Source organism: Paenacidovorax caeni (assembly GCF_001298675.1).
In the GTDB taxonomy this organism is placed as follows: domain Bacteria; phylum Pseudomonadota; class Gammaproteobacteria; order Burkholderiales; family Burkholderiaceae_C; genus Paenacidovorax; species Paenacidovorax caeni.
Genome location: NZ_CYIG01000049.1, coordinates 1 through 20,445 on the forward strand (window position 1 = coordinate 1; position 20,445 = coordinate 20,445).

Genomic DNA, 20,445 nt, shown 5'->3' on the forward strand with positions numbered 1-20,445 from the left:
CGATGCGCCTGGCTGTCGGCAGGCAGCCACCAGCTCGGCCTTGAACTGCGGGGTGTAGGTGCGGTGCGTACGCCGCTGCGCATAGCGCGGGGTCTGAGGGTCTTTGAGCATCGTGTCCACGCCAATGTTGCGTGCACACGATCTTGCTCAACCTCACCATCTCATTCAAGATGGGTTCGCCAGCCGCTTACGCCAAATCTACCCAATGGTCACAATCGTGATCGGCTAAATCTGCGTGGGCACAAGACGGGCACAGAATGGGCACAACTTGGGCACAAACAAAAACGCCCACTGAAAAGTGGGCGTTTACTGTTAGCGAGAACCGCTATTTTATTGGTTGCGCGGGAAGGATTTGAACCTCCGACCTTTGGGTTATGAGCCCAACGAGCTACCAGACTGCTCCACCGCGCGACAAGACGGTAAGTATAACCTATTTTTAGGCTGCTGCGGAAGAATCTGCAGCTTGCGCGTTGTCTTCCGCACGATCAACCAGCTCAACGTAAGCCATCGGGGCGTTGTCACCCACGCGGAAGCCCATCTTCAGGATACGTGTGTAGCCACCAGGACGGGCCTTGAAGCGCGGGCCCAGGTCGTTGAACAGCTTGGTCACGCTGTCGCGGCTGCGCAGGCGGTTAAAAGCCAGACGGCGATTGGCCACCGAGTCTTCCTTGGCCAGGGTGATCATGGGCTCGATCACGCGGCGCAGTTCCTTTGCCTTAGGCACGGTGGTCTTGATGGCCTCGTGCTCGATGAGCGAGTTCATCATGTTTTGCAGCATCGCGAGGCGGTGCGAGCTGGTACGGTTGAGTTTGCGAAGGCCGTTTCCGTGGCGCATGGTGCTTTCCTTTTACATAGTTAAATCGGGCAGCCGTATCAGGTACTGCCCGATGCACTGGCTCTTGCGAGGGAGCAGAATATTATAAATCAGCGCTTGTCAAGGCCAGCAGGCGGCCAGTTCTCGAGCTTCATGCCCAAGGTGAGGCCGCGCGATGCCAAGACTTCCTTGATTTCGTTGAGCGACTTGCGACCGAGGTTCGGGGTCTTGAGCAGCTCGTTTTCGGTACGCTGGATGAGATCACCGATGTAGTAGATATTCTCTGCCTTGAGGCAGTTAGCCGAACGCACGGTGAGCTCAAGCTCGTCCACAGGACGCAGAAGGATCGGGTCGAACGTCGTTGCGCTGCTGCGCGCGGCGCCGGAGCCGGCCAGCACGCCGTCGATGTCGCCACCTTCAAGCTGTGCGAAGACAGCGAGTTGCTCAACGAGGATCTTGGCCGAGGCGCGAACAGCTTCTTCGGCGGTGATCGCACCATTGGTCTCGATTTCTACCACCAGCTTATCGAGGTCTGTACGCTGCTCCACGCGGGCACTCTCGACGGTGTAGCTGACACGCTTGACCGGGGAGAACGAAGCGTCGAGAACAATGCGACCAATCGTCTTGGTCGGCTCGTCGCCGTAGCGGCGCACATTACCGGGCACATAGCCACGGCCTTTTTCCACCTTGATCTGCATGTCCAGCTTGGCACCTTGTGAAAGGTGGGCGATGACATGGTCAGGGTTGATGATCTCGACGTCATGGGGCGTTTGGATGTCACGGGCCGTGACCACACCCTCACCGTCCTTGCGCAGAGAGAGGGTGACTTCGTCGCGGTTGTGAAGCTTGAACACCACGCCCTTGAGGTTCAGGAGGATGTTGACCACATCTTCCTGCACACCGTCAATGGAGGAGTACTCGTGCAGCACCCCTGCAATGGTGACTTCCGTCGCTGCGTAACCCACCATGGACGAGAGGAGAACGCGGCGCAGGGCATTGCCCAGCGTGTGACCATAACCACGCTCGAACGGCTCGAGCTCGACCTTGGCACGGTTGTGGCCCAGCTGTTCGACCTGGATCGTCTTGGGTTTCAGCAGATTGGTTTGCATGCAGACTTCCTCTCAATACCCCCAGCTCGTTACGCCGGTAAGGCTGACGCAGCGCCTGAACCGCGATGCCTCGCGGTTCAGGAACTCATTTAACGAATGATTAACGCGAGTACAACTCAACGATCAGCGATTCGTTGATGTCGGCACCGAACTCGTCGCGATCTGGCACCTTCTTGAAGGTACCTTCAGCCTTGTCGGCAGCCACTTCGACCCATGCGGGGAAGCCAACTTGCTGTGCCAGTTGCAGCGCCTCAACGACACGCCCCTGCTTCTTCGATTTCTCACGCACAGCCACAACGTCGCCGGCCTTGACCAGGAACGAGGGAATGTTCACTGCCTGGCCGTTGACCAGAATGGCCTTGTGCGAAACCAGCTGGCGCGCTTCAGCGCGGGTAGAGCCAAAGCCCATGCGGTACACCACGTTGTCCAGGCGGCACTCCAGCAGTGCCAGCAGGTTGGCGCCGGTGTTGCCCTTACGGCGGTCGGCTTCTGCGAAGTAGCGGCGGAACTGCTTCTCCATCACGCCGTACATGCGCTTGACCTTCTGCTTCTCGCGCAGCTGCAGGCCGTAGTCGGAGGTGCGCTGACCCGAAGTGCGACCGTGCTGGCCAGGCTTGGAGTCGAACTTGGCCTTGTCCGCGATCGAGCGGCGTGCGCTCTTCAGGAACAGATCGGTGCCTTCACGGCGGGAGAGTTTGGCCTTGGGGCCGAGATAACGTGCCACTTGAGCTTCCTTGTGTCATCTTCCGCAAACAATTGCGGGAGCCGCCGGCGGCTTATGCAGCTGCAGGCGGCGGTGGGCTTATAAAAAGATTAGATACGGCGACGCTTTTGCGGGCGGCAGCCGTTGTGCGGAACCGGCGTCACGTCAGAAATCGACGTGATGCGGATACCCAGCGCGCCCAGGGCGCGCACCGAAGACTCGCGACCGGGGCCAGGGCCCTTGATCTCGACGTCCAGGTTCTTGATCCCCTGTTCCATGGCGGCGCGACCGGCCACCTCAGACGCTACCTGTGCAGCGAACGGGGTGGACTTGCGCGAGCCCTTGAAACCCTGGCCACCGGACGAAGCCCACGACAGAGCATTGCCTTGGCGGTCAGTGATGGTGATGATGGTGTTATTGAACGAAGCGTGCACGTGGGCGATGCCGTCCGAGATGTTCTTGCGAACCTTCTTACGAACGCGTGCAGCGGCGTTATTGGCAGGAGACTTGGCCATAGTGATCTTTCAATCTCTTATTTCTTCAGAGCCGCTGCGCCCTTACGCGGACCCTTGCGGGTACGGGCGTTGGTACGCGTACGCTGTCCGCGCATGGGCAGGCCACGGCGATGGCGGAAACCACGGTAGCAACCGATGTCCATCAGGCGCTTGATGTTCATCGTGGTTTCACGGCGCAGATCACCTTCGATGGTGAACTGGGCGATCTGGTCGCGAATTTTTTCCAGATCACCGTCCGTGAGGTCCTTGACCTTCTTGGAGTACTCGATGCCACAGGCTTCGCAAATCTTGCGAGCGCGGGTACGACCAATGCCATAGATGGCGGTCAGGCCAATCTCAGCATGCTTATGCGGCGGAATATTGATGCCAGCGATACGTGCCATATGCGTCCTCTAATACTTTCCAAATCAACCTTGGCGCTGCTTATGGCGCTGATCCGTGCAGATCACGCGCACCACACCCTTGCGGCGGATGATCTTGCAGTTGCGGCAGATTTTCTTGACCGAAGCCGAAACTCTCATTTCATTCTCCTAAAACTAGTCCATCCGTTCCGGCCAACTTCCCGGAACTTGACTTCCCTGACTGGGCAAGGAAGCCGGTTTACCTCATCGGGCCCACCATGCGATTGACGCAAGGGGGGCATTTTCCTCTATCTCAGCCGTTGAGCGTCGTCTTGAAGTTGGCTTTCTTCAGAAGCGACTCGTACTGCTGGCTCATCATGTAGTTTTGCACCTGGGCCATGAAGTCCATGGTGACCACCACGATGATCAGGAGCGACGTACCACCAAAGTAGAACGGAACGTTGTACTTCAGGATCAGAAACTCCGGCAGCAAACATACGAAGGTGATGTACACCGCACCGACCAGCGTCAACCGAACCAAGATCTTGTCGATATAACGCGCAGTCTGCTCACCTGGGCGAATGCCCGGGATGAAGGCGCCGCTCTTCTTCAGGTTGTCTGCTGTCTCCCGGCTGTTGAAAACAAGCGCGGTATAGAAGAAGCAGAAGAAGATGATGGCTGCTGCGTACAGCAAGACATAGATCGGCTGACCGGGCGTGAGCGTACTGGAGATGTCACGCAGCCAGCGCATCGACTCGCCAGCGCTGAACCAGTTCACAACCGTCGCGGGCAGCAGGATGATCGACGAAGCGAAGATGGGAGGAATAACCCCGGCCATATTCAACTTCAGCGGCAGATGCGAAGACTGCCCGCCGTACACCTTATTGCCCACTTGGCGCCGCGCATAGTTCACGAGGATCTTGCGCTGACCACGCTCGACGAACACCACGAAGTACGTCACCAAGCCCACCACAGCCACGATAAAGATGGATGCAATGATGCTCATGGCACCGGTACGCACAAGTTCCAGCAATCCACCAATCGAGCCAGGCAGACCCGCAGCGATACCGCCGAAGATCAAGATCGAAATCCCGTTGCCCAAACCGCGTTCAGTGATTTGCTCACCCAACCACATCAGGAACATGGTCCCTGCTGTGAGGCTCACCACCGCCGTCAGGCGGAAGCCAAAGCCAGGGCTCAACACCAAACCCGCAGAGCTTTCCAGCGCCACGGCAATGCCGAGAGACTGGAAAATCGCCAGGCCCAGCGTCCCATAACGGGTGTACTGGGTGATCTTGCGGCGGCCCGCTTCACCTTCCTTCTTCAGTTGCTCGAACGTCGGAACAACGTAGGTCATCAGCTGCATGATGATCGATGCCGAAATGTACGGCATGATCCCAAGCGCGAAGACCGTGAAGCGCGAAAGCGCTCCACCCGAGAACATGTTGAACAGGTTCAGGATGCCGCCTTGCTGGCCATTGAACAGCTGCTGCAGTTGCGCCGGGTCAATGCCCGGAACGGGGATATGGGCCCCGATGCGGTACACGACCAGCGCCAGCAACAGAAAAACCAGGCGGCGACGCAAATCGCCGAACTTGCCGGTTTTTGCGATCTGAGCTGCGCTAGTAGCCACGGATGTCCTCTTTCAGAACGGCTATCAGGCCAAGCTGCCGCCAGCCGCCTCAATGGCAGCCTTGGCACCTGCGGTGGCACCGACGCCCGTGAGCTTCACGGCCTTGGTGAGTTCGCCGCGCTTGATGACCTTCACCACCTGGGCAATGGCGGGCACGAGACCCGCTTGCTTCAGCGCAGCGACGTCAACTTCGGCCAGGCCGAGTTGCTCCAGAGCACGCAGGGTCACTTCGGCATTGAACTTCAGCGACTGCGACTTGAAGCCACGCTTGGGCAGGCGGCGCTGCAGCGGCATCTGACCGCCTTCAAAGCCCACCTTGTGGTAGCCGCCCGAACGCGACTTCTGGCCCTTGTGGCCACGGCCGGCGGTTTTGCCCAGACCGGAACCGATGCCACGGCCCACGCGGCGCTTGGCGTGCTTGGCACCTGCTGCAGGCTTGATGCTATTGAGTTCCATCATCAACCTCTCAGAGGACTTTGACCAGATAGCTGATCTTGTTGATCATGCCGCGCACTGCAGGGGTGTCCTGCAATTCGCTCACGCTGTTCAGCTTGCGCAGACCCAGGCCGCGCACCGTATCACGGTGAGACTGCTTGGTGCCGATCGGGCTGCGAACCAGCTGAATCTTGACAGTTTGTTGCGTCGTCATTTCACACTCCGATCAGACGAACAGGTCTTCGACCGACTTGCCGCGCTTAGCTGCCACTTCCGCCGGCGTGGTGGAATTGGTCAGAGCGTCGAACGTGGCGCGAACCATGTTGTAAGGGTTGGACGAACCATGGCTCTTGGCCACGATATCGGTGATGCCCATCACTTCGAACACGGCACGCATCGGGCCGCCAGCGATGATGCCGGTACCCTTAGGAGCGGGAGCCATCATCACGACCGCAGCGCCATGGTGGCCGGTCACGTTGTGGTGAATAGTGCCATTCTTCAGCGACACCTTCACCATGTTGCGACGGGCTTCTTCCATTGCCTTCTGCACGGCAGCGGGCACTTCCTTGGACTTGCCCTTGCCCATGCCAACGCGGCCGTCACCGTCGCCGACCACCGTCAGTGCTGCGAAACCGAGGATACGGCCGCCCTTCACGACTTTGGTCACGCGGTTGACCGCGATCATTTTTTCGCGCAGACCGTCGTCACGACCTTCGTCTTGCACCTTGGGGGAAAATTTAGCCATTTTTATCCGCTCCGCTTAGAACTGCAGACCTGCTTCACGGGCTGCGTCGGCCAGGGCCTTGACGCGGCCGTGGTAGGCGAAACCTGCACGGTCGAAAGCAACCTTTTCAACACCGGCTGCCTTCGCCTTCTCGGCAATGCGCTTGCCAATCAGCGTGGCGGCGGCCACGTTGCCACCCTTGCCGGCGGCACCCAGCTGGGTGCGCACTTCGGCTTCCGCCGTAGAGGCAGAGGCCAGCACCTTGGTGCCACAGCCAGAGATCACGCTGGCGTAGATGTGGAGGTTGGTGCGGTTCACCGACAGGCGGGCAACGCCTTGCTGGGCGATGCGAATACGGGTCTGACGGGCACGACGCAGACGCTGCTCTTTCTTGTTCAACATGCTGCAGCTCCTTACTTCTTCTTGGTCTCTTTGATCACGACCTTCTCATCCGAATAACGGATGCCCTTGCCCTTGTAGGGCTCGGGGGGACGAACGGCACGGATCTCAGCGGCCAGTTGACCAACAACCTGGCGGTCAGCACCCTTGACCACGATTTCGGTCGGGGTCGGAGTGGCAACGGTAACGCCAGCAGGCATCTCGAAATTCACAGGATGCGAAAAGCCAACGCTCAGGTTCAGCTTCGAGCCCGATGCGGCGGCCTTGAAGCCCACACCAATCAGCGACAGCTTCTTCTCGAAACCCTTGCTCACGCCGATCACCATGTTGTTCACCAGTTGGCGCACGGTGCCGCTCATGGCATTGGCTTCGCGGGAGTCGTTGACGGGTTCAAACGAGAGCTTGCCCTCGTTATTGGCAACCTTAACCAGCGCATTCTGAGCGACGGACAGCGCGCCGCCCGAGCCCTTGACGTTGATCTTTTCTGCGGTCAGGGCCACTTCCACGCCTGCGGGAATGACCACCGGGGATTTTGCTACGCGAGACATTTCAGTATTTCTCCTTCAATGCTCGGTTAGGCGACGTAGCACAGCACTTCGCCACCGACACCGGTAGCACGCGCCTTGCGATCGGTCATCACGCCCTTGGGGGTGGTGACGATAGCCACGCCCAGGCCGTTCATGACCTGAGGAATGGCGTCGCGGCCCTTGTAAACACGCAGGCCAGGACGGCTCACGCGCTCGATACGCTCGATCACGGGACGGCCGGCGTAGTACTTCAGGGCAATTTCCAGCTCGGACTTGCCGCCTTCAGTTTTCACCTGGAAGCCGTCGATGTAACCCTCGTCCTTCAGCACCTGGGCGATGGCAATCTTCACCTTGGAAGAAGGGGCCGTCACGGTGGCTTTAGAGACCATCTGGGCGTTACGGATGCGGGTCAGCAGGTCAGCGATGGGATCACTCATGCTCATGTTGTTCTCTCCTGCTCGACTTACCAGCTGGCCTTGGTCACACCGGGGATATCACCGGCGAAAGCCATTTCACGGATCTTGGCACGGCCCAGGCCAAATTGGCGGAAGGTGCCGCGCGGGCGACCGGTGATTTCGCAACGGTTGCGCTGGCGCGTGGGATTTGCATTACGGGGCAGCTTCTGCAGGCCCAGACGAGCGGCATCGCGCTCTTCGTCGGAACGCTTCGCGTCGCCGGCGATGGCCTTCAGTTCTGCATACTTGGCAGCGTACTTGGCGGCCAGTTTTTCGCGCTTGAGTTCGCGCTCGATCAAAGCTTTCTTAGCCATGCGCCACCTCAGTTCTTGAAGGGGAATTTGAATGCCGACAGCAGCGCCTTGCACTCGTCGTCGGTTTTAGCCGTCGTGGTGATGCTGATGTTCAGACCACGCAGCGCATCCACCTTGTCGTACTCGATTTCCGGGAAGATGATCTGTTCTTTGACGCCGACGTTGTAGTTGCCGCGGCCATCAAAAGCACGGCCGGAGATACCACGGAAGTCACGCACGCGCGGCAGGGCCACGGTGACGAAACGGTCCAGGAATTCGTACATCTGAACGCCACGCAGCGTAACCATGCAACCGATGGCCTGGCCTTCGCGGATCTTGAAACCAGCGATGGCCTTCTTGGCCTTGGTCACCACAGGCTTCTGGCCAGCAATCTTGGTCAGGTCGCCCACAGCGCTGTCCAGCACCTTCTTGTCAGCCACGGCCTCGCCCACACCCATGTTCAGGGTGATCTTGGTCAGGCGCGGGACTTCCATGATGGATTGGTAGCCGAACTTTTCTTTCAGTTCAGCCGCGATTTTTTCGCGATAGAGTTTTTGCAGTCGTGCCATGTGTTACCCCTTAGGCAGCCTTGATTTCGGCGCCGTTGGACTTGAACACGCGAACGCGCGTACCGTCAGCTTGCACCTTGATACCGACGCGATCAGCCTTGCCGGTCGCTGCATTGAAGATAGCCACGTTGGACTGGTGGATAGGCATAGCCTTTTCCACGATGCCACCGGTGGTGCCCTTCATGGGATTGGGCTTGACGTGCTTCTTCACCAGGTTGATGCCTTCGATCACCAGGTGGGAGTCGTCCTTGCGCAGCGAAACCGTGCCGCGCTTACCCTTGTCACGGCCGGTCAGCACGATGACTTCGTCGCCCTTGCGGATCTTGTTCATGGTGCGTCCTTCAGAGAACTTCAGGGGCCAGGGACACGATCTTCATGAACTTCTCGGTACGCAGTTCACGTGTCACGGGGCCAAAAATGCGGGTGCCGATAGGCTCTTGCTTGGCATTGAGCAGCACAGCGGCGTTGCCATCGAACTTGACGAGCGAACCGTCGGCGCGGCGGATGCCCTTGGCCGTACGAACCACCACCGCACTGTAAACCTCGCCCTTTTTGACGCGGCCACGCGGAGCAGCTTCTTTCACACTCACCTTGATGATGTCACCAACGCTGGCATAGCGGCGCTTGGAGCCGCCGAGCACCTTGATGCACAGGACGGACTTGGCGCCGGTGTTGTCGGCAACCTCTAACCGAGATTCTGTTTGGATCATTTCAATATTCCCAACTTGCACCAGCACATCCCGACAGCCCCAGAGTCCTTCTCTCGGGCCGCGAGCAGCCAGTCAGTCTTGGGCCCGTCGTCCACGCCGCAAACCATTTCACGACGCTTTCACTGGGCAGAAACCTCGCATATTTTTACGCGAAGCCTGGTATTTTTGCAGAACTGCCAGGACAAGTCAAGCCCTTTGCAGGCAGGAATCAGACAGGCAACTGCAGATACTGTTGCGTCAATGCCAAGAACCCCGGCAGCCCGGGATCGTTTTGCCCCTCCTCCTGCAGGATTTCAGCCACGCGCGGCGCCAGCCGGGCCGCAAGGCGGGCATCCAGGAACAAGAGGCGGCAGCGCCGGGCCAGCACGTCCTCCACGGTGCGCGCGTATTCGCAGCGCACGGCAAAGCGCACCATGGCCTCGCTCAGCCCCTCGGCCAGCCAGGCCTGCGCACCCGGCAAGGCCTGCACCGCGGCGGCCTCGCTGCCGTACGAGTGCCAGCCCTGGCCCTCGTAAATGCGGTGGCGCACTGGGGTGGCGGGCGCCCCCACCAGACGCAATTGCACCGTGGCACCCGCGGGCCGCGCGGGCAGCAGGCCTTCGTCAAAGCACTTTGCCAGCACATCCTCGGCCATGGCACGGTAGGTGGTCCATTTACCACCGGTCACGGTGACCAGCCCGCTGCGGCTGGCGAGCACGGTGTGCTCGCGGCTCAGGGCCTTGGTATTGCCGCCTTCGTCGTCGGGCGGACGCACCAGCGGCCGCAGACCCACCCAGATGCTGCGCACGTCCTCGGCGCGCGGCGCACGGCGCAGGTACTTGGCCGATTCGTTCAGGATGAAGTCCACCTCCTCGCGGAAGGCCTGCGGCTCGCGAGGCAGGTCCTGACGCGGACTGTCGGTGGTCCCCAGAATGAGCTTGCCCAGCCAGGGCACGGCGAACAGCACGCGACCGTCGGCCGTCTTGGGCACCAGCAGCGCATGGTCCGAGGGCAGGAAATCGCGGTCCACCACGATGTGCACGCCCTGGCTTGGCGCCACCATGGGGCGCACAGGTTTGCCCAGCGCTTCGGCGTCCTGCTGGCGCAGCGCATCGACCCAGACACCCGTGGCATTGACCACAGCGCGTGCGCGCAGCGTGAAGCGCTGGCCGCCCTCCGCGTCTTCGCAGACCAGGCCCACCACCTTGCCACCCTCATGCAGCAATTCGCGCACCGGGCAATAGTTGACCAGCAATGCCCCCTTGGCCGCGGCGGTACGTGCCAGCGCCAGCGCCAGGCGCGCGTCGTCGAATTGGCCGTCCCAGTACTTGACGCCGCCCTTGAGCCCTTCGGCGCGCGCCGTGGGCAGGCAATGCAGGGTGCGAGCGCGGCCCATGAATTCGGTAGCGCCCAAGCCAGCCTCGCCGGCCAGCGCGTCGTACATTTTCAGGCCGATGCCGTAGAACGGCGTCTCCCACAGGTGGTACGAGGGCATAACGAACGGCAATGGTTGCGCCAGGTGCGGCGCGTTGCGCAGCAGCGTGGTGCGCTCGTGCAGCGCCTCGCGCACGAGTGCGATGTTGCCCTGCGCCAGGTAACGCACCCCACCGTGCACCAGTTTGGTGGCGCGCGAGGAGGTGCCCTTGGCAAAGTCGTCCGACTCCACCAGTACCACCGAGAAGCCGCGTGCCGCCGCATCCAGCGCCACGCCCAAGCCCGTGGCGCCGCCGCCGATGACCGCCAGGTCGTAGGTGATGGGCCGTGCCAAGCGGGCGAGCAGCTCGGCGCGCGCAGTGGGTGCGGGGGAGTCAGTGGTCATTTCGGTCATCCATGGTGTTCCCCCCTGGCCCAGGCAACCAGCGTGGCCCGAGCCAGCAGACGCCGCGCAAGGGCCTCGGCCGACCGCGCCGCTGCGCCGCCCTGGCGGCGCAGCGGCTCAGGGGGATGTGCATTTACATCAGCGCACCTTGCCGTTCTTCCAGGCCTGCAGCAGCGCGTCGTAGGCGATGGTTTCACCCTTTGGCTTCTCGTTGGCGAGCTTCTTCCAGGGGGCGTGCTTGTCGCTCAGCCACTTGGCCGGGTCTTCCTTCTTGTTCAGCTTGGGCGCGCAATGGGCCATGCCGGCGCGCTCCAGGCGGGCCATCACCTGGTCCATCTCGTCGGCCAGCGTGTCCATGGCGGCCTGCGGGGTCTTCTCGCCCGTGACGGCCTGGGCCACGTTCTTCCACCACAGCTGGGCCAGCTTGGGGTAGTCGGGCACGTTGGTGCCGGTGGGCGACCAGGCCACGCGCGCCGGGCTGCGGTAGAACTCGACCAGGCCACCGAGCTTGGGCGCCATGTCGGTCATGGCCTTGGAGCGGATGTCGGACTCGCGGATCGGCGTCAGGCCGACGATGGTCTTCTTCAGCGAGGTGGTCTTGGCGGTCACGAACTGCGCATAGAGCCAGGCAGCAGCAGTCTTGTTGGCATCGTGGTCCTTGAAGAAGGTCCAGCTGCCCACGTCCTGGTAGCCGTTTTGCATGCCTTGCTTCCAGTACGGGCCGTTGGGGCCGGGGGCCATGCGCCACTTGGGCGTGCCGTCGGCGTTGACCACGGGCAGGCCGGGCTTGTTCATGTCGGCGGTGAAAGCCGTGTACCAGAAGATCTGCTGCGCGATCTGGCCCTGGGCGGGCACGGGGCCGGCCTCGCCGAAGGTCATGCCCATGGCTTCCTTGGGGGCGTACTTCTTCATCCAGTCCACGTACTTGGTGAGCGCGTAGACGGCGGCCGGCGAGTTGGTGGCGCCGCCACGGGCCACGCTGGCGCCCACGGGGGTGCACTTGTCGTCGGCCACGCGGATGCCCCACTCGTCGATCGGCAGGCCGTTGGGCGTGCCGATGTCGGCACTGCCGGCCATGGACAGCCAGGCGTCGGTGAAGCGCCAGCCCAGCGACGGGTCCTTCTTGCCGTAGTCCATGTGGCCGTAGATGGGCTTGCCGTCGATCTGCTTCACGTCATTGGTGAAGAACTCGGCGATGTCTTCATAGGCAGACCAGTTCAGCGGCACGCCCAGGTCGTAGCCGTACTTGGCCTTGAACTTGTCCTTCAGGTCCTTGCGCTCGAACAGGTCGGCGCGGAACCAGTACAGGTTGGCGAACTGCTGGTCGGGCAGCTGGTACAGCTTGCCGTCGGGTGCCGTGGTGAACTTGGTGCCGATGAAGTCGGCAATGTCGATACCGGGGTTGGTCCACTCCTTGCCGCTGCCGGTCATGTAATCGCTCAGGTTGAGGATCTTGCCGTAGCGGTAATGGGTGCCAATCAGGTCGGAGTCGCTGATCCAGCCGTCGTAAATGGACTTGCCCGACTGCATCGAGGTCTGCAGCTTCTCGACCACATCACCTTCCTGGATCAGGTCGTGCTTGACGGTGATGCCGGTGATTTCGGTGAACGCCTTGGCCAGCGTCTTGGCCTCGTACTCGTGCGTGGTGATGGTTTCCGAGACCACGGAAATTTCCTTCACGCCCTTGGCCTGCAGCTTCTTGGCCGCGTCGATGAACCACTTCATCTCGGCCATCTGCTGGTCTTTGGAGAGCGTGGAGGGCTGGAACTCGCTGTCGATCCACTTCTTGGCCTCTGCCTCGCCGGCCCAGGCAGCCTGCCCCAATGCCAGGGCCGCGGTGGCGAACGCGATCGCCTTGAACTGCATCTTCATTGCTGTCTCCTCATTTGAGACCCCCTTTGGTGGATCAGCACCTGCCCAGGGGGGAACCGGGCCGGGCCTGTGAAACCTGCAAAAACCATAGCTGGTAGCGCTTTCTACACAAGGTTTTCAGCATCCTTTTGCATTCAAACCCTTATGTAGCAAGCGCTGCCAGCTCTCATTTCCATATCAGCCCTTGCGCAGCACCAGCACCAGCACCAGCATGGACAGCACGAAGCTGATCCACACCGAGGGCTCGGCCTCCAGCGAAAACCACTGCGCCATCTTCTCGCCCAACCCAACCCAGATCAGGTTGACGTAGGCCGCGCTGAGCAGGCCGATGAACAAGCGGTCGCCGCGCGTGGTGGAGATGGGCAGGAAGCCCTTGCGCTCCACCGTGGGGCATTTGATTTCCCACACCGTCATGCCGATCAGCATGAGCGCGATGCAGGTGAAGAACACGGCCACCGGGGTGGTCCAAGCCATCCAATCGAACATGGGCGTTTCTCCTTCAGACACGGCCCATCGCGAAGCCCTTCGCGATGTAGTGGCGCACGAACCAGATGACGATGGCGCCGGGCACGATGGTCAGCACCCCCGCGGCGGCGAGCGTGGCCCAGTCCATGCCGCTGGCGCTCACGGTACGCGTCATCGTCGCCACGATGGGCTTGGCGTTCACGCTGGTGAGCGTGCGCGCCAAGAGCAATTCCACCCACGAGAACATGAAGCAGAAGAACGCCGCCACGCCCACGCCGGCCTTGATGAGCGGCAAGAAGATGGTGAGGAAGAAGCGCGGGAACGAGTAGCCGTCGATGTACGCCGTCTCGTCGATTTCACGCGGGATGCCGCTCATGAACCCTTCGAGAATCCACACCGCGAGTGGCACGTTGAACAGCAGGTGCGCCAGCGCCACGGCGATGTGCGTGTCCATCAGCCCCACGGTGGTGTAGAGCTGGAAGAACGGCAGCAGGAACACGGCCGGCGGCGTCATGCGGTTGGTCAGCAGCCAGAAGAACACATGCTTGTCGCCCAGGAACTGGTAGCGGCTGAACGCATAGGCCGCGGGCAGCGCCACGGTGAGCGAGATCACCATGTTGATGGCCACGTAGATCAGGCTGTTGATGTAGCCCGAGTACCAGCTCTCGTCGGTGAAGATGGTCCGGTAGTTGTCCCAGGTGAAGTGCTGGGGCCACAGCGAGAAGCTGGAGAGGATCTCCTCGTTGGTCTTGAAGCTCATGTTGACCATCCAGTAGATGGGCAGCACGGCGAAGACCAGGTAGGCGATCAGGAACAGCGTGCGTTTCTGGAAGCGGGGCTCATTCATGGCCTGCGCCCTCCTTCGGCGTGGTGCCGACGCGCTGCATCCAGTTGTAGAGGATGAAGCACAGCAGCAGGATGATGAAGAAGTAGATCAGCGAGAAGGCGGCCGCCGGGCCCAGGTCGAACTGGCCCACGGCCTTCTGCGTGAGGTACTGGCTCAGGAACGTGGTCGCGTTGCCCGGCCCGCCGCCCGTGAGCACGAAGGGCTCGGTGTAGATCATGAAGCTGTCCATGAAGCGCAACAGCACGGCAATCATCAGCACGCCGCGCATCTTGGGCAGCTGGATGTAGCGGAACACCGCCAGCTTGCTGGCGCCGTCAATGCGCGCGGCCTGGTAGTAGGCATCGGGAATGCTGCGCAGCCCGGCAAAGGCCAGCAGCGCCACCAGCGGCGTCCAGTGCCACACGTCCATGGCCAGCACCGTGAGCCACGCCTGGGTAGCGTTGCCGGTGTAGCTGTACTCGATGCCCGCCGCCTTGAAGGCAGCGCCCAGCAGACCGATGTCGGAGCGGCCAAAGATCTGCCAGATGGTGCCCACCACGTTCCACGGGATCAGCAGCGACAGCGCCACCGTGACCAGCACAGCCGACGACTTCCAGCCCTGCGCCGGCATGGAGAGCGCCAGCAAAATGCCCAGCGGAATCTCCACCAGCAGCACGGCCAGCGAGAACGTGATCTGGCGCAGCAGCGCGCTGTGCAACTCCTCGTCGCGCATCACGGCGGTGAACCATTCGGTGCCGACAAACACGCGGCGCTCGGGCGAAATGATGTCCTGCACCGAGTAGTTCACCACCGTCATCAGCGGCAGGATGGCCGAGAAGGCCACGCACAGGATGACGGGCAGGATCAGGAACCAGGCCTTCTGGTTCACGGGTTTGGTGGTGGCGCTCATGCCAGCAGCTCCTCGTTTTGGTAGAAGCAGGTGTGCTCGCCCAGCACCTGCAGCCACACGCTGTCCCCTACGGCAGGCAATACCTGTTCAGGTGCACAGCGCGCCTTGAGCACCTCGCCGCCCAGGGTGGCGGTCAGCATCTGGTGCGTGCCCAGGTCCTGCACGCGCGCCACGGCGCAGGGCAGCGCCCCGGCCTGCCCCGGCGCGGCCAGCACCAAATACTCCGGGCGCACGCCCAGGCGCAGCGCACCGCCTGGCAGGGCGCGCGGCAGCGGCAGGCGCTGGCCGGCCACCACCAGGGCCCCCTCCTGCACCTGTGCGGGCAGAAAGTTCATGCCGGGCGAGCCAATGAAATGGCCCACGAAGGCGTGGCGCGGGCGCTCGAACAGCTCGTCAGGCGCCCCCACCTGCACGGCCCGCCCACGCGTCATCACCACCACCTTGTCGGCGAAAGTGAGCGCCTCGACCTGGTCGTGCGTCACGTAGATCAGCGTGAGTTTCAGTTCGTGGTGAATCTGCTTGAGCTTGCGGCGCAGCTGCCACTTCAGGTGCGGATCAATCACGGTGAGCGGCTCGTCGAACAGCACCGCGGCCACGTCCTCGCGCACCAGGCCGCGGCCCAGCGATATCTTCTGCTTGGCATCGGCGGACAGACCGGCCGCACGCTGGTCGAGCTGGCCACTCATCTCCAGCATCTCCGCGATCTGCCCCACACGCTGGCGAATGCGCGCCTCGGGCACCTTGCGGTTTTTCAGCGGGAAGGCCAGGTTCTCGGCCACCGTCATGGTGTCGTAGATCACCGGGAACTGGAACACCTGCGCAATGTTGCGCTCCTGCGGGCTGGCGCGCGTCACGTCGCGCTCGTCGAACAGCACGCGCCCCTGCGAGGGCACGAGCAGGCCCGACATGATGTTCAGCATGGTGGTCTTGCCGCAGCCCGAAGGGCCGAGCAGCGCGTAGGCACCGCCGTCGTCAAACACCATGTTCAGAGGCAGCAGCGCGTAGTCGCTGTCCTGCTGCGGGTTCGGCTTGTACGCGTGCGCCAGGTCGAGTGTGATGCGTGCCATCGCTCAGTTCCTTCCAGGCCGTGCCGGGGCCAGCACCAAAGCCCCCTCCGCGCCGAAAACATACGCCTGGGCCGGGTCCAGGTGCAGCGTCACGCTGCTGCCCAGCTCCAGGTAGTGCACCCCCGTGATCTGCGCAACCAGCTCGCCCCAGGGCGTGGCGGCATGCACGAAGGTGTCAGAGCCCGAAATCTCCGCCAGCTCCACCAGCCCCTGCACCGCCACGTCGCCTGGGCGCGCCTGCAGCCGCAGCGCACTGGCACGCAGGCCCAGCGTAAAGGCCACCGTGGCCTGCCCGCCATGGGCCACGGCCACCGGCAGCTCGGTGCCACCAGGCATGCGCAGCCCCCCTGGCGTGGCCTGCGCGGGCACCAGGTTCATCGGCGGGTCGCTGAAAGCGCGCGCCACGCGCAGCGAACAAGGCGCATGGAACACCTCGGCGGTGGGGCCGTATTGCAGCAGCCGCCCCTCGTCCAGCACGGCGGTGTAGCCCCCCAGCAGCAGCGCCTCGCCCGGCTCGGTGGTGGCATACACCACCGTGGAGTCGCCCGTGGCGAAAAGCTGGGTCAGCTCTTCGCGCAGTTCCTCGCGCAGCTTGTAGTCCAGATTCACCAGGGGTTCGTCGAGCAGCATCAGCGGCGCGCCCTTGGCCAGGGCACGCGCCAGCGCCACGCGCTGCTGCTGCCCACCCGACAGCTCGGAGGGGTGGCGCTGCAGAAACATCTCGATGTGCAGGCGCTCGGCCAGCTCGCGCACCCGGGCGGCCACGTTCTTTTCGCCACGCAGCTTCAGCGGCGAGGCGATGTTGTCCGCCACCGTGAGCGACGGGTAGTTGATGAACTGCTGGTACACCATGGCCACGTTGCGCTCGCGCACGGGCATGCCGGTCACATCCACCCCGTCCACGCGCACCCGGCCCTCGCTGGGCACGTCCAGTCCTGCCATGATGCGCATGAGGCTGGTTTTGCCCGCTTGCGTGGCCCCCAGCAGTACGGTGACAGCCCCCGGGTGCAGCGCCATGTCCATGCCATGGAGCCATACCTGCGGGCCCACCCGCTTGACTATGCCGTCCAGAACCAAATCCATCTGTGTCTTTCCTGCGCCCCATGGGGCCGCTGATCTCTCGGCGAATCCGGCACGATACCAGAGACAAATTCGTATTTGATCATTTTTGTTCTTTATTGATCGAATGTCCCTCGGGATTACCCTTGGTTTTTTCGCTTTGCTTCGCTTTTACAGTCGATGCTCTGATTTGGAGTGAACCCGCGTGAACAATCCCCGCCAATTGCAACTGCTCGAAGAAGTGCGCCAACGCCAGAGCGCCTCCGTCGAGCAGCTCGCCGACACCCTGGGCGTAACGCTGCAGACCGTGCGCCGTGACGTACAGCGCCTGGCCGAGCAAGGCCTGGTCATGCGCTTTCACGGCGGCGTGCGCATGCCCAACTCCACCGTGGAAAACCTGGCCCACACCCAGCGCGAAACGCTGCACGCCGAAGGCAAGGCGCGCATCGCGCGCGCCGTGGCTGCGCAGGTGCCGCATGGCTGCTCGCTCATCCTGAACATCGGCACCACGACCGAAGCCATTGCGCGCGCGCTGCTGCACCACCACGGCCTGCGCGTGCTGACCAACAACCTGAACGTGGCGGCCATCCTCAGCGGCAACCCCGACTGCGAGGTGATCGTCGCCGGTGGCGTGGTGCGCCCGCGCGACCGCGGCATCGTGGGCGAGGCGGCGGTGGACTTCATCCGCCAGTTCCGCGTGGACATTGCGCTCATCGGTATCTCCGGCATCGAGTCCGATGGCACGCTACGCGACTTCGATTACCGCGAGGTGAAAGTGGCGCAGACCATCATCGAACACGCGCGCGAGGTCTGGCTGGCGGCCGACCACAGCAAGTTCAACCGCCCGGCCATGGTGCAACTGGCCACGCTGGAGCAGATTGACCGCCTGTTCACCGACGCCGCGCCGCCCGAGCCCTTCCCCAGCCTGCTGCAGGCGGCCGACGTGGTCTGCACCGTCGCCTGAGAATGAATGACACCCCCCTGAGGCGCTTCGCGCCTTCCCCCCGCTCTCGCATGGCTGCGCCATGCGGGCAGGGGGACGCAGCCAGCGCGGCGGGGCGGCCCTGGCGCGGCGTCTGCTGGCCTAGGCTGGACCCGTGGCATAGGCCGCGCACAACGCAATCAATCCCCCAAACACCATGACCTACCTCCTCGCACTCGACCAAGGCACCTCCAGCTCGCGCAGCATCGTGTTCGACGCGCACGGCCACATCGTGGCCCAGGCCCAGCAGGAGCTGCCGCAGATCTACCCCCAGCCCGGCTGGGTGGAGCACGACCCCATGCTGATCTGGCGCACCCAGCTCGCCACCGCACGCCAGGCGCTGGCACAGGCCGGCATTGCGGCCCGTGACGTACGCGCCCTGGGCATCACCAACCAGCGCGAAACCACCGTGCTGTGGAACCGCAAGACCGGCGAACCCGTGCACCACGCCATCGTCTGGCAGGACCGGCGCGCCGAGCCCGCCTGCGCGCAGCTGCGTGCGCAGGGCCATGCCGACGCCATCCAGGCCAAGACGGGGCTGCTGATCGACGCCTACTTCTCCGGCACCAAGCTGCAGTGGCTGCTCGACAACGTGCCCGGCGCACGCGCCGCCGCCGAGCGCGGCGAACTGGCCTTCGGCACAGTGGACAGCTGGCTCATCTGGCAGCTCACCGGGGGCCAGCGCCACGTCACCGACGTGAGCAACGCCAGCCGCACCATGCTGCTGAACGTGCATACCAACCAGTGGGACGACGAACTGCTGGCGCTGCTGCGCATTCCCCGCGCGCTGCTGCCCGAGGTGCTGCCCTCCAGCGGCGACTTCGGCCGCACGGACGCCGGGGTGCTGGGCGCTTGCGTCGCCATCGGCGGCGTGGCCGGCGACCAGCAGAGCGCGCTGTTTGGCCAAGCCTGCTTCAAGGCCGGCATGGCCAAGAACACCTACGGCACGGGCTGCTTCATGCTGATGCACACGGGCCAGACCTTCCAGACCTCGCGCAACGGCCTGCTGACCACCAGCGCCGCGCAGCCTGGCCGCACACCGGAATTCGCGCTCGAAGGCAGCGTGTTCGTCGGCGGCGCCGTGGTGCAGTGGCTGCGCGACGGGCTGCGCGCCATCTCGGCCAGCTCCGAGGTGCAGTCGCTGGCCGAAAGCGTGCCCGACTCGGGCGGCGTGATGATGGTGCCCGCCTTCACCGGCCTGGGGGCGCCCTACTGGAAGCCCGACGCGCGCGGCACCATCACCGGCCTGACGCGCGGCACCACGCTGGCGCACATCGCGCGTGCGGCACTCGAATCCATCGCCTACCAGAGCGCCGCGCTGCTCGCCGCCATGGGCCGCGACGCCGTGGCCGCGGGTGGCGCACCGGTGAGCGAGCTGCGCGTGGACGGCGGCGCCTGCGTGAACGACCTGCTGATGCAGTTCCAGGCCGACCTGCTGGGCATCCCGGTGGTGCGCCCGGCCGTGGTGGAGACGACGGCGCTGGGCGCAGCCTACCTGGCCGGGCTGTCGTGCGGCATCTACGCCGACACCGAGGAGCTGGCGCACCTGTGGCGCGCCGAGCGCCGCTTCCTGCCGACGCTGGAGCGCGCCCGCGCCGCCGAGCGCATGGCGCGCTGGGAGCATGCGGTGGCGCAGACCGCGCTCGGCCATGGCTGAGGGAGATTCACACTCATAAAAGAATAGCTTCTAGCGCTTGCTGGCCTTTGGTTTTTGGCTGTTTTTATGCTTGTCGTGGGTTTGCTTCCCGGGGCCGGGACTCGCCCCGGCGGGCGAGGTACTTTCTTGCCGCGCGGCAAGAAAGTACCCAAAGAAACGCGCCCCGCAGTCTGCGACCCCCACGCTGCGCATGGGGGCACACCTGGGGCGAGACGCTGGCGGGGTGCGCTGCGGAACTCGCTGCGCGCTGCGCGCTTCGCTCAAACAGCCGCAGCGAGTCAGTTCACGAAGCATGCGCGACTTCGCGCATGCCACCCCACCACCGCCTCGCCCCAGGCGCAGCCTGAAAGGGGGTGGAGACGACACGGGCCATCGCTGCGCTCGGCCTGGCGCGCGCGGCGCGGAGCGCCTGCGTGTTGGGGGCCGAGCGCAGCGATGGCCCGTGTCGGGCTTCAACCCCCTTCTGGCCGTACCGAGGAGCGCAGGGCGTGGGGCGGGCGCGTGTGCCGCAGGACACACGCGCTTCGTGATCTGACTTGCCGCGTCTGTTTGAACGGAGCGCGTAGCGCGCAGTGAGTTACG

At 63.2% G+C, this 20,445-nt stretch carries 26 protein-coding genes and 1 tRNA gene; 2 read left to right on the top strand and 25 right to left on the bottom strand.

Translation table 11 applies throughout. The annotated features are described in order from the left end of the window. Positions 1-334 precede the first annotated feature (334 nt). From BN2503_RS16155 to BN2503_RS16275, 25 genes are all read right to left on the bottom strand, one after another. Positions 335-411, bottom strand: a tRNA-Met gene (locus tag BN2503_RS16155). Positions 412-436: 25 nt separating this feature from the next. Continuing rightward, positions 437-835: a 50S ribosomal protein L17 gene (gene rplQ, locus BN2503_RS16160; RefSeq protein ID WP_054257667.1), complete on the bottom strand. Its 399-nt coding sequence runs from the start codon at positions 833-835 to the stop codon at positions 437-439. Positions 836-924: 89 nt separating this feature from the next. Further along, complete coding sequence (locus BN2503_RS16165) at positions 925-1,923, bottom strand: DNA-directed RNA polymerase subunit alpha (RefSeq protein ID WP_054257668.1); 999 nt, start codon at positions 1,921-1,923, stop codon at positions 925-927. Between the two features lie 100 nt (positions 1,924-2,023). Further along, entirely contained in the window at positions 2,024-2,647 is a 624-nt protein-coding gene (rpsD, locus tag BN2503_RS16170; protein ID WP_054257669.1) for a 30S ribosomal protein S4, read from the bottom strand. Between the two features lie 89 nt (positions 2,648-2,736). Further along, positions 2,737-3,141, bottom strand: coding sequence for a 30S ribosomal protein S11 (gene rpsK / locus BN2503_RS16175; RefSeq protein WP_054257670.1), 405 nt, complete (start codon positions 3,139-3,141; stop codon positions 2,737-2,739). 17 nt (positions 3,142-3,158) lie between these two features. Further along, on the bottom strand, positions 3,159-3,524 hold the full coding sequence (gene rpsM / locus BN2503_RS16180) for a 30S ribosomal protein S13 (RefSeq protein WP_054257671.1): 366 nt from the start codon (positions 3,522-3,524) through the stop codon (positions 3,159-3,161). 24 nt (positions 3,525-3,548) lie between these two features. Beyond that, entirely contained in the window at positions 3,549-3,662 is a 114-nt protein-coding gene (gene rpmJ / locus BN2503_RS16185; RefSeq protein WP_003050535.1) for a 50S ribosomal protein L36, read from the bottom strand. Positions 3,663-3,795: 133 nt separating this feature from the next. Further along, positions 3,796-5,115, bottom strand: a complete 1,320-nt coding sequence (gene secY / locus BN2503_RS16190) for a preprotein translocase subunit SecY (RefSeq protein ID WP_054257672.1) — start codon at positions 5,113-5,115, stop codon at positions 3,796-3,798. Between the two features lie 24 nt (positions 5,116-5,139). Next, positions 5,140-5,571 carry a 50S ribosomal protein L15 gene (rplO, locus tag BN2503_RS16195; protein ID WP_054257691.1) on the bottom strand — a complete coding sequence of 144 codons (432 nt, stop codon included), beginning with the start codon at positions 5,569-5,571 and terminating at the stop codon, positions 5,140-5,142. 10 nt (positions 5,572-5,581) lie between these two features. After that, positions 5,582-5,764: a 50S ribosomal protein L30 gene (gene rpmD / locus BN2503_RS16200; protein WP_054257673.1), complete on the bottom strand. Its 183-nt coding sequence runs from the start codon at positions 5,762-5,764 to the stop codon at positions 5,582-5,584. A 12-nt stretch (positions 5,765-5,776) separates the two neighbouring features. Continuing rightward, a complete protein-coding gene (rpsE, locus tag BN2503_RS16205) occupies positions 5,777-6,295 on the bottom strand; it encodes a 30S ribosomal protein S5 (protein WP_054257674.1) in 519 nt (172 codons plus the stop codon). 15 nt (positions 6,296-6,310) lie between these two features. Continuing rightward, positions 6,311-6,676 carry a 50S ribosomal protein L18 gene (gene rplR, locus BN2503_RS16210; RefSeq protein ID WP_054257675.1) on the bottom strand — a complete coding sequence of 122 codons (366 nt, stop codon included), beginning with the start codon at positions 6,674-6,676 and terminating at the stop codon, positions 6,311-6,313. 11 nt (positions 6,677-6,687) lie between these two features. After that, positions 6,688-7,221 carry a 50S ribosomal protein L6 gene (gene rplF, locus BN2503_RS16215; protein WP_054257676.1) on the bottom strand — a complete coding sequence of 178 codons (534 nt, stop codon included), beginning with the start codon at positions 7,219-7,221 and terminating at the stop codon, positions 6,688-6,690. A 26-nt stretch (positions 7,222-7,247) separates the two neighbouring features. Further along, positions 7,248-7,643 (bottom strand): 30S ribosomal protein S8, encoded by a 396-nt coding sequence (rpsH, locus tag BN2503_RS16220; RefSeq protein WP_054257677.1) that lies wholly within the window; start codon positions 7,641-7,643, stop codon positions 7,248-7,250. A gap of 20 nt (positions 7,644-7,663) precedes the next feature. Further along, entirely contained in the window at positions 7,664-7,969 is a 306-nt protein-coding gene (rpsN, locus tag BN2503_RS16225) for a 30S ribosomal protein S14 (protein WP_054257678.1), read from the bottom strand. Positions 7,970-7,977: 8 nt separating this feature from the next. Then, positions 7,978-8,517 carry a 50S ribosomal protein L5 gene (rplE, locus tag BN2503_RS16230; RefSeq protein ID WP_054257679.1) on the bottom strand — a complete coding sequence of 180 codons (540 nt, stop codon included), beginning with the start codon at positions 8,515-8,517 and terminating at the stop codon, positions 7,978-7,980. Between the two features lie 10 nt (positions 8,518-8,527). After that, positions 8,528-8,848 (bottom strand): 50S ribosomal protein L24, encoded by a 321-nt coding sequence (gene rplX, locus BN2503_RS16235; protein WP_054257680.1) that lies wholly within the window; start codon positions 8,846-8,848, stop codon positions 8,528-8,530. Positions 8,849-8,858: 10 nt separating this feature from the next. Beyond that, positions 8,859-9,227: a 50S ribosomal protein L14 gene (gene rplN / locus BN2503_RS16240; RefSeq protein WP_054257681.1), complete on the bottom strand. Its 369-nt coding sequence runs from the start codon at positions 9,225-9,227 to the stop codon at positions 8,859-8,861. Between the two features lie 208 nt (positions 9,228-9,435). Next, complete coding sequence (locus BN2503_RS16245; RefSeq protein WP_139235372.1) at positions 9,436-11,025, bottom strand: glycerol-3-phosphate dehydrogenase/oxidase; 1,590 nt, start codon at positions 11,023-11,025, stop codon at positions 9,436-9,438. A 138-nt stretch (positions 11,026-11,163) separates the two neighbouring features. Then, positions 11,164-12,897 carry an ABC transporter substrate-binding protein gene (locus BN2503_RS16250; RefSeq protein WP_054257683.1) on the bottom strand — a complete coding sequence of 578 codons (1,734 nt, stop codon included), beginning with the start codon at positions 12,895-12,897 and terminating at the stop codon, positions 11,164-11,166. A gap of 177 nt (positions 12,898-13,074) precedes the next feature. Continuing rightward, a complete protein-coding gene (locus tag BN2503_RS16255) occupies positions 13,075-13,383 on the bottom strand; it encodes a DUF2160 domain-containing protein (protein WP_054257684.1) in 309 nt (102 codons plus the stop codon). 13 nt (positions 13,384-13,396) lie between these two features. Beyond that, positions 13,397-14,209: a carbohydrate ABC transporter permease gene (locus tag BN2503_RS16260; RefSeq protein ID WP_054257685.1), complete on the bottom strand. Its 813-nt coding sequence runs from the start codon at positions 14,207-14,209 to the stop codon at positions 13,397-13,399. Next, on the bottom strand, positions 14,202-15,098 hold the full coding sequence (locus tag BN2503_RS16265; RefSeq protein ID WP_054257686.1) for a carbohydrate ABC transporter permease: 897 nt from the start codon (positions 15,096-15,098) through the stop codon (positions 14,202-14,204). The genes BN2503_RS16260 and BN2503_RS16265 overlap by 8 nt, the downstream gene beginning before the upstream one ends. After that, on the bottom strand, positions 15,095-16,165 hold the full coding sequence (locus tag BN2503_RS16270) for an ABC transporter ATP-binding protein (RefSeq protein WP_054257687.1): 1,071 nt from the start codon (positions 16,163-16,165) through the stop codon (positions 15,095-15,097). The genes BN2503_RS16265 and BN2503_RS16270 overlap by 4 nt, the downstream gene beginning before the upstream one ends. Before the next feature lie 3 nt (positions 16,166-16,168). Further along, positions 16,169-17,248 carry an ABC transporter ATP-binding protein gene (locus BN2503_RS16275; RefSeq protein ID WP_054257688.1) on the bottom strand — a complete coding sequence of 360 codons (1,080 nt, stop codon included), beginning with the start codon at positions 17,246-17,248 and terminating at the stop codon, positions 16,169-16,171. Between the two features lie 181 nt (positions 17,249-17,429). Between BN2503_RS16275 and BN2503_RS16280 the strand changes: the two genes are divergently transcribed. Together BN2503_RS16280 and glpK are read left to right on the top strand one after the other, a co-directional pair. Further along, the gene (locus BN2503_RS16280; protein WP_054257689.1) at positions 17,430-18,188 is read left to right on the top strand and encodes a DeoR/GlpR family DNA-binding transcription regulator; all 759 of its coding nucleotides are present in this window, start codon (positions 17,430-17,432) and stop codon (positions 18,186-18,188) included. A gap of 175 nt (positions 18,189-18,363) precedes the next feature. Beyond that, positions 18,364-19,863 carry a glycerol kinase GlpK gene (gene glpK / locus BN2503_RS16285; RefSeq protein ID WP_054257690.1) on the top strand — a complete coding sequence of 500 codons (1,500 nt, stop codon included), beginning with the start codon at positions 18,364-18,366 and terminating at the stop codon, positions 19,861-19,863. The last annotated feature ends 582 nt before the right edge of the window (positions 19,864-20,445 follow it).

Excerpts from the sequence above, each read along its gene's own strand:
- rplQ (WP_054257667.1), bottom strand. The coding sequence starts at position 835 with ATGCGCCACGGAAACGGCCTTCGCAAACTCAACCGTACCAGCTCGCAC.
- rpsM (WP_054257671.1), bottom strand. The coding sequence starts at position 3,524 with ATGGCACGTATCGCTGGCATCAATATTCCGCCGCATAAGCATGCTGAG.
- BN2503_RS16165 (WP_054257668.1), bottom strand. The coding sequence starts at position 1,923 with ATGCAAACCAATCTGCTGAAACCCAAGACGATCCAGGTCGAACAGCTG.
- rpsE (WP_054257674.1), bottom strand. The coding sequence starts at position 6,295 with ATGGCTAAATTTTCCCCCAAGGTGCAAGACGAAGGTCGTGACGACGGT.
- glpK (WP_054257690.1), top strand. The coding sequence starts at position 18,364 with ATGACCTACCTCCTCGCACTCGACCAAGGCACCTCCAGCTCGCGCAGC.
- BN2503_RS16270 (WP_054257687.1), bottom strand. The coding sequence starts at position 16,165 with ATGGCACGCATCACACTCGACCTGGCGCACGCGTACAAGCCGAACCCG.
- BN2503_RS16275 (WP_054257688.1), bottom strand. The coding sequence starts at position 17,248 with ATGGATTTGGTTCTGGACGGCATAGTCAAGCGGGTGGGCCCGCAGGTA.
- rplR (WP_054257675.1), bottom strand. The coding sequence starts at position 6,676 with ATGTTGAACAAGAAAGAGCAGCGTCTGCGTCGTGCCCGTCAGACCCGT.
- rpsK (WP_054257670.1), bottom strand. The coding sequence starts at position 3,141 with ATGGCCAAGTCTCCTGCCAATAACGCCGCTGCACGCGTTCGTAAGAAG.
- BN2503_RS16265 (WP_054257686.1), bottom strand. The coding sequence starts at position 15,098 with ATGAGCGCCACCACCAAACCCGTGAACCAGAAGGCCTGGTTCCTGATC.
- rplF (WP_054257676.1), bottom strand. The coding sequence starts at position 7,221 with ATGTCTCGCGTAGCAAAATCCCCGGTGGTCATTCCCGCAGGCGTGGAA.
- rpsN (WP_054257678.1), bottom strand. The coding sequence starts at position 7,969 with ATGGCTAAGAAAGCTTTGATCGAGCGCGAACTCAAGCGCGAAAAACTG.
- rpmJ (WP_003050535.1), bottom strand. The coding sequence starts at position 3,662 with ATGAGAGTTTCGGCTTCGGTCAAGAAAATCTGCCGCAACTGCAAGATC.
- rpmD (WP_054257673.1), bottom strand. The coding sequence starts at position 5,764 with ATGACGACGCAACAAACTGTCAAGATTCAGCTGGTTCGCAGCCCGATC.
- rplN (WP_054257681.1), bottom strand. The coding sequence starts at position 9,227 with ATGATCCAAACAGAATCTCGGTTAGAGGTTGCCGACAACACCGGCGCC.
- BN2503_RS16250 (WP_054257683.1), bottom strand. The coding sequence starts at position 12,897 with ATGAAGATGCAGTTCAAGGCGATCGCGTTCGCCACCGCGGCCCTGGCA.
- rplE (WP_054257679.1), bottom strand. The coding sequence starts at position 8,517 with ATGGCACGACTGCAAAAACTCTATCGCGAAAAAATCGCGGCTGAACTG.
- rplO (WP_054257691.1), bottom strand. The coding sequence starts at position 5,571 with ATGGAACTCAATAGCATCAAGCCTGCAGCAGGTGCCAAGCACGCCAAG.
- rplX (WP_054257680.1), bottom strand. The coding sequence starts at position 8,848 with ATGAACAAGATCCGCAAGGGCGACGAAGTCATCGTGCTGACCGGCCGT.
- BN2503_RS16255 (WP_054257684.1), bottom strand. The coding sequence starts at position 13,383 with ATGTTCGATTGGATGGCTTGGACCACCCCGGTGGCCGTGTTCTTCACC.
- rpsH (WP_054257677.1), bottom strand. The coding sequence starts at position 7,643 with ATGAGCATGAGTGATCCCATCGCTGACCTGCTGACCCGCATCCGTAAC.
- BN2503_RS16245 (WP_139235372.1), bottom strand. The coding sequence starts at position 11,025 with ATGACCACTGACTCCCCCGCACCCACTGCGCGCGCCGAGCTGCTCGCC.
- BN2503_RS16260 (WP_054257685.1), bottom strand. The coding sequence starts at position 14,209 with ATGAATGAGCCCCGCTTCCAGAAACGCACGCTGTTCCTGATCGCCTAC.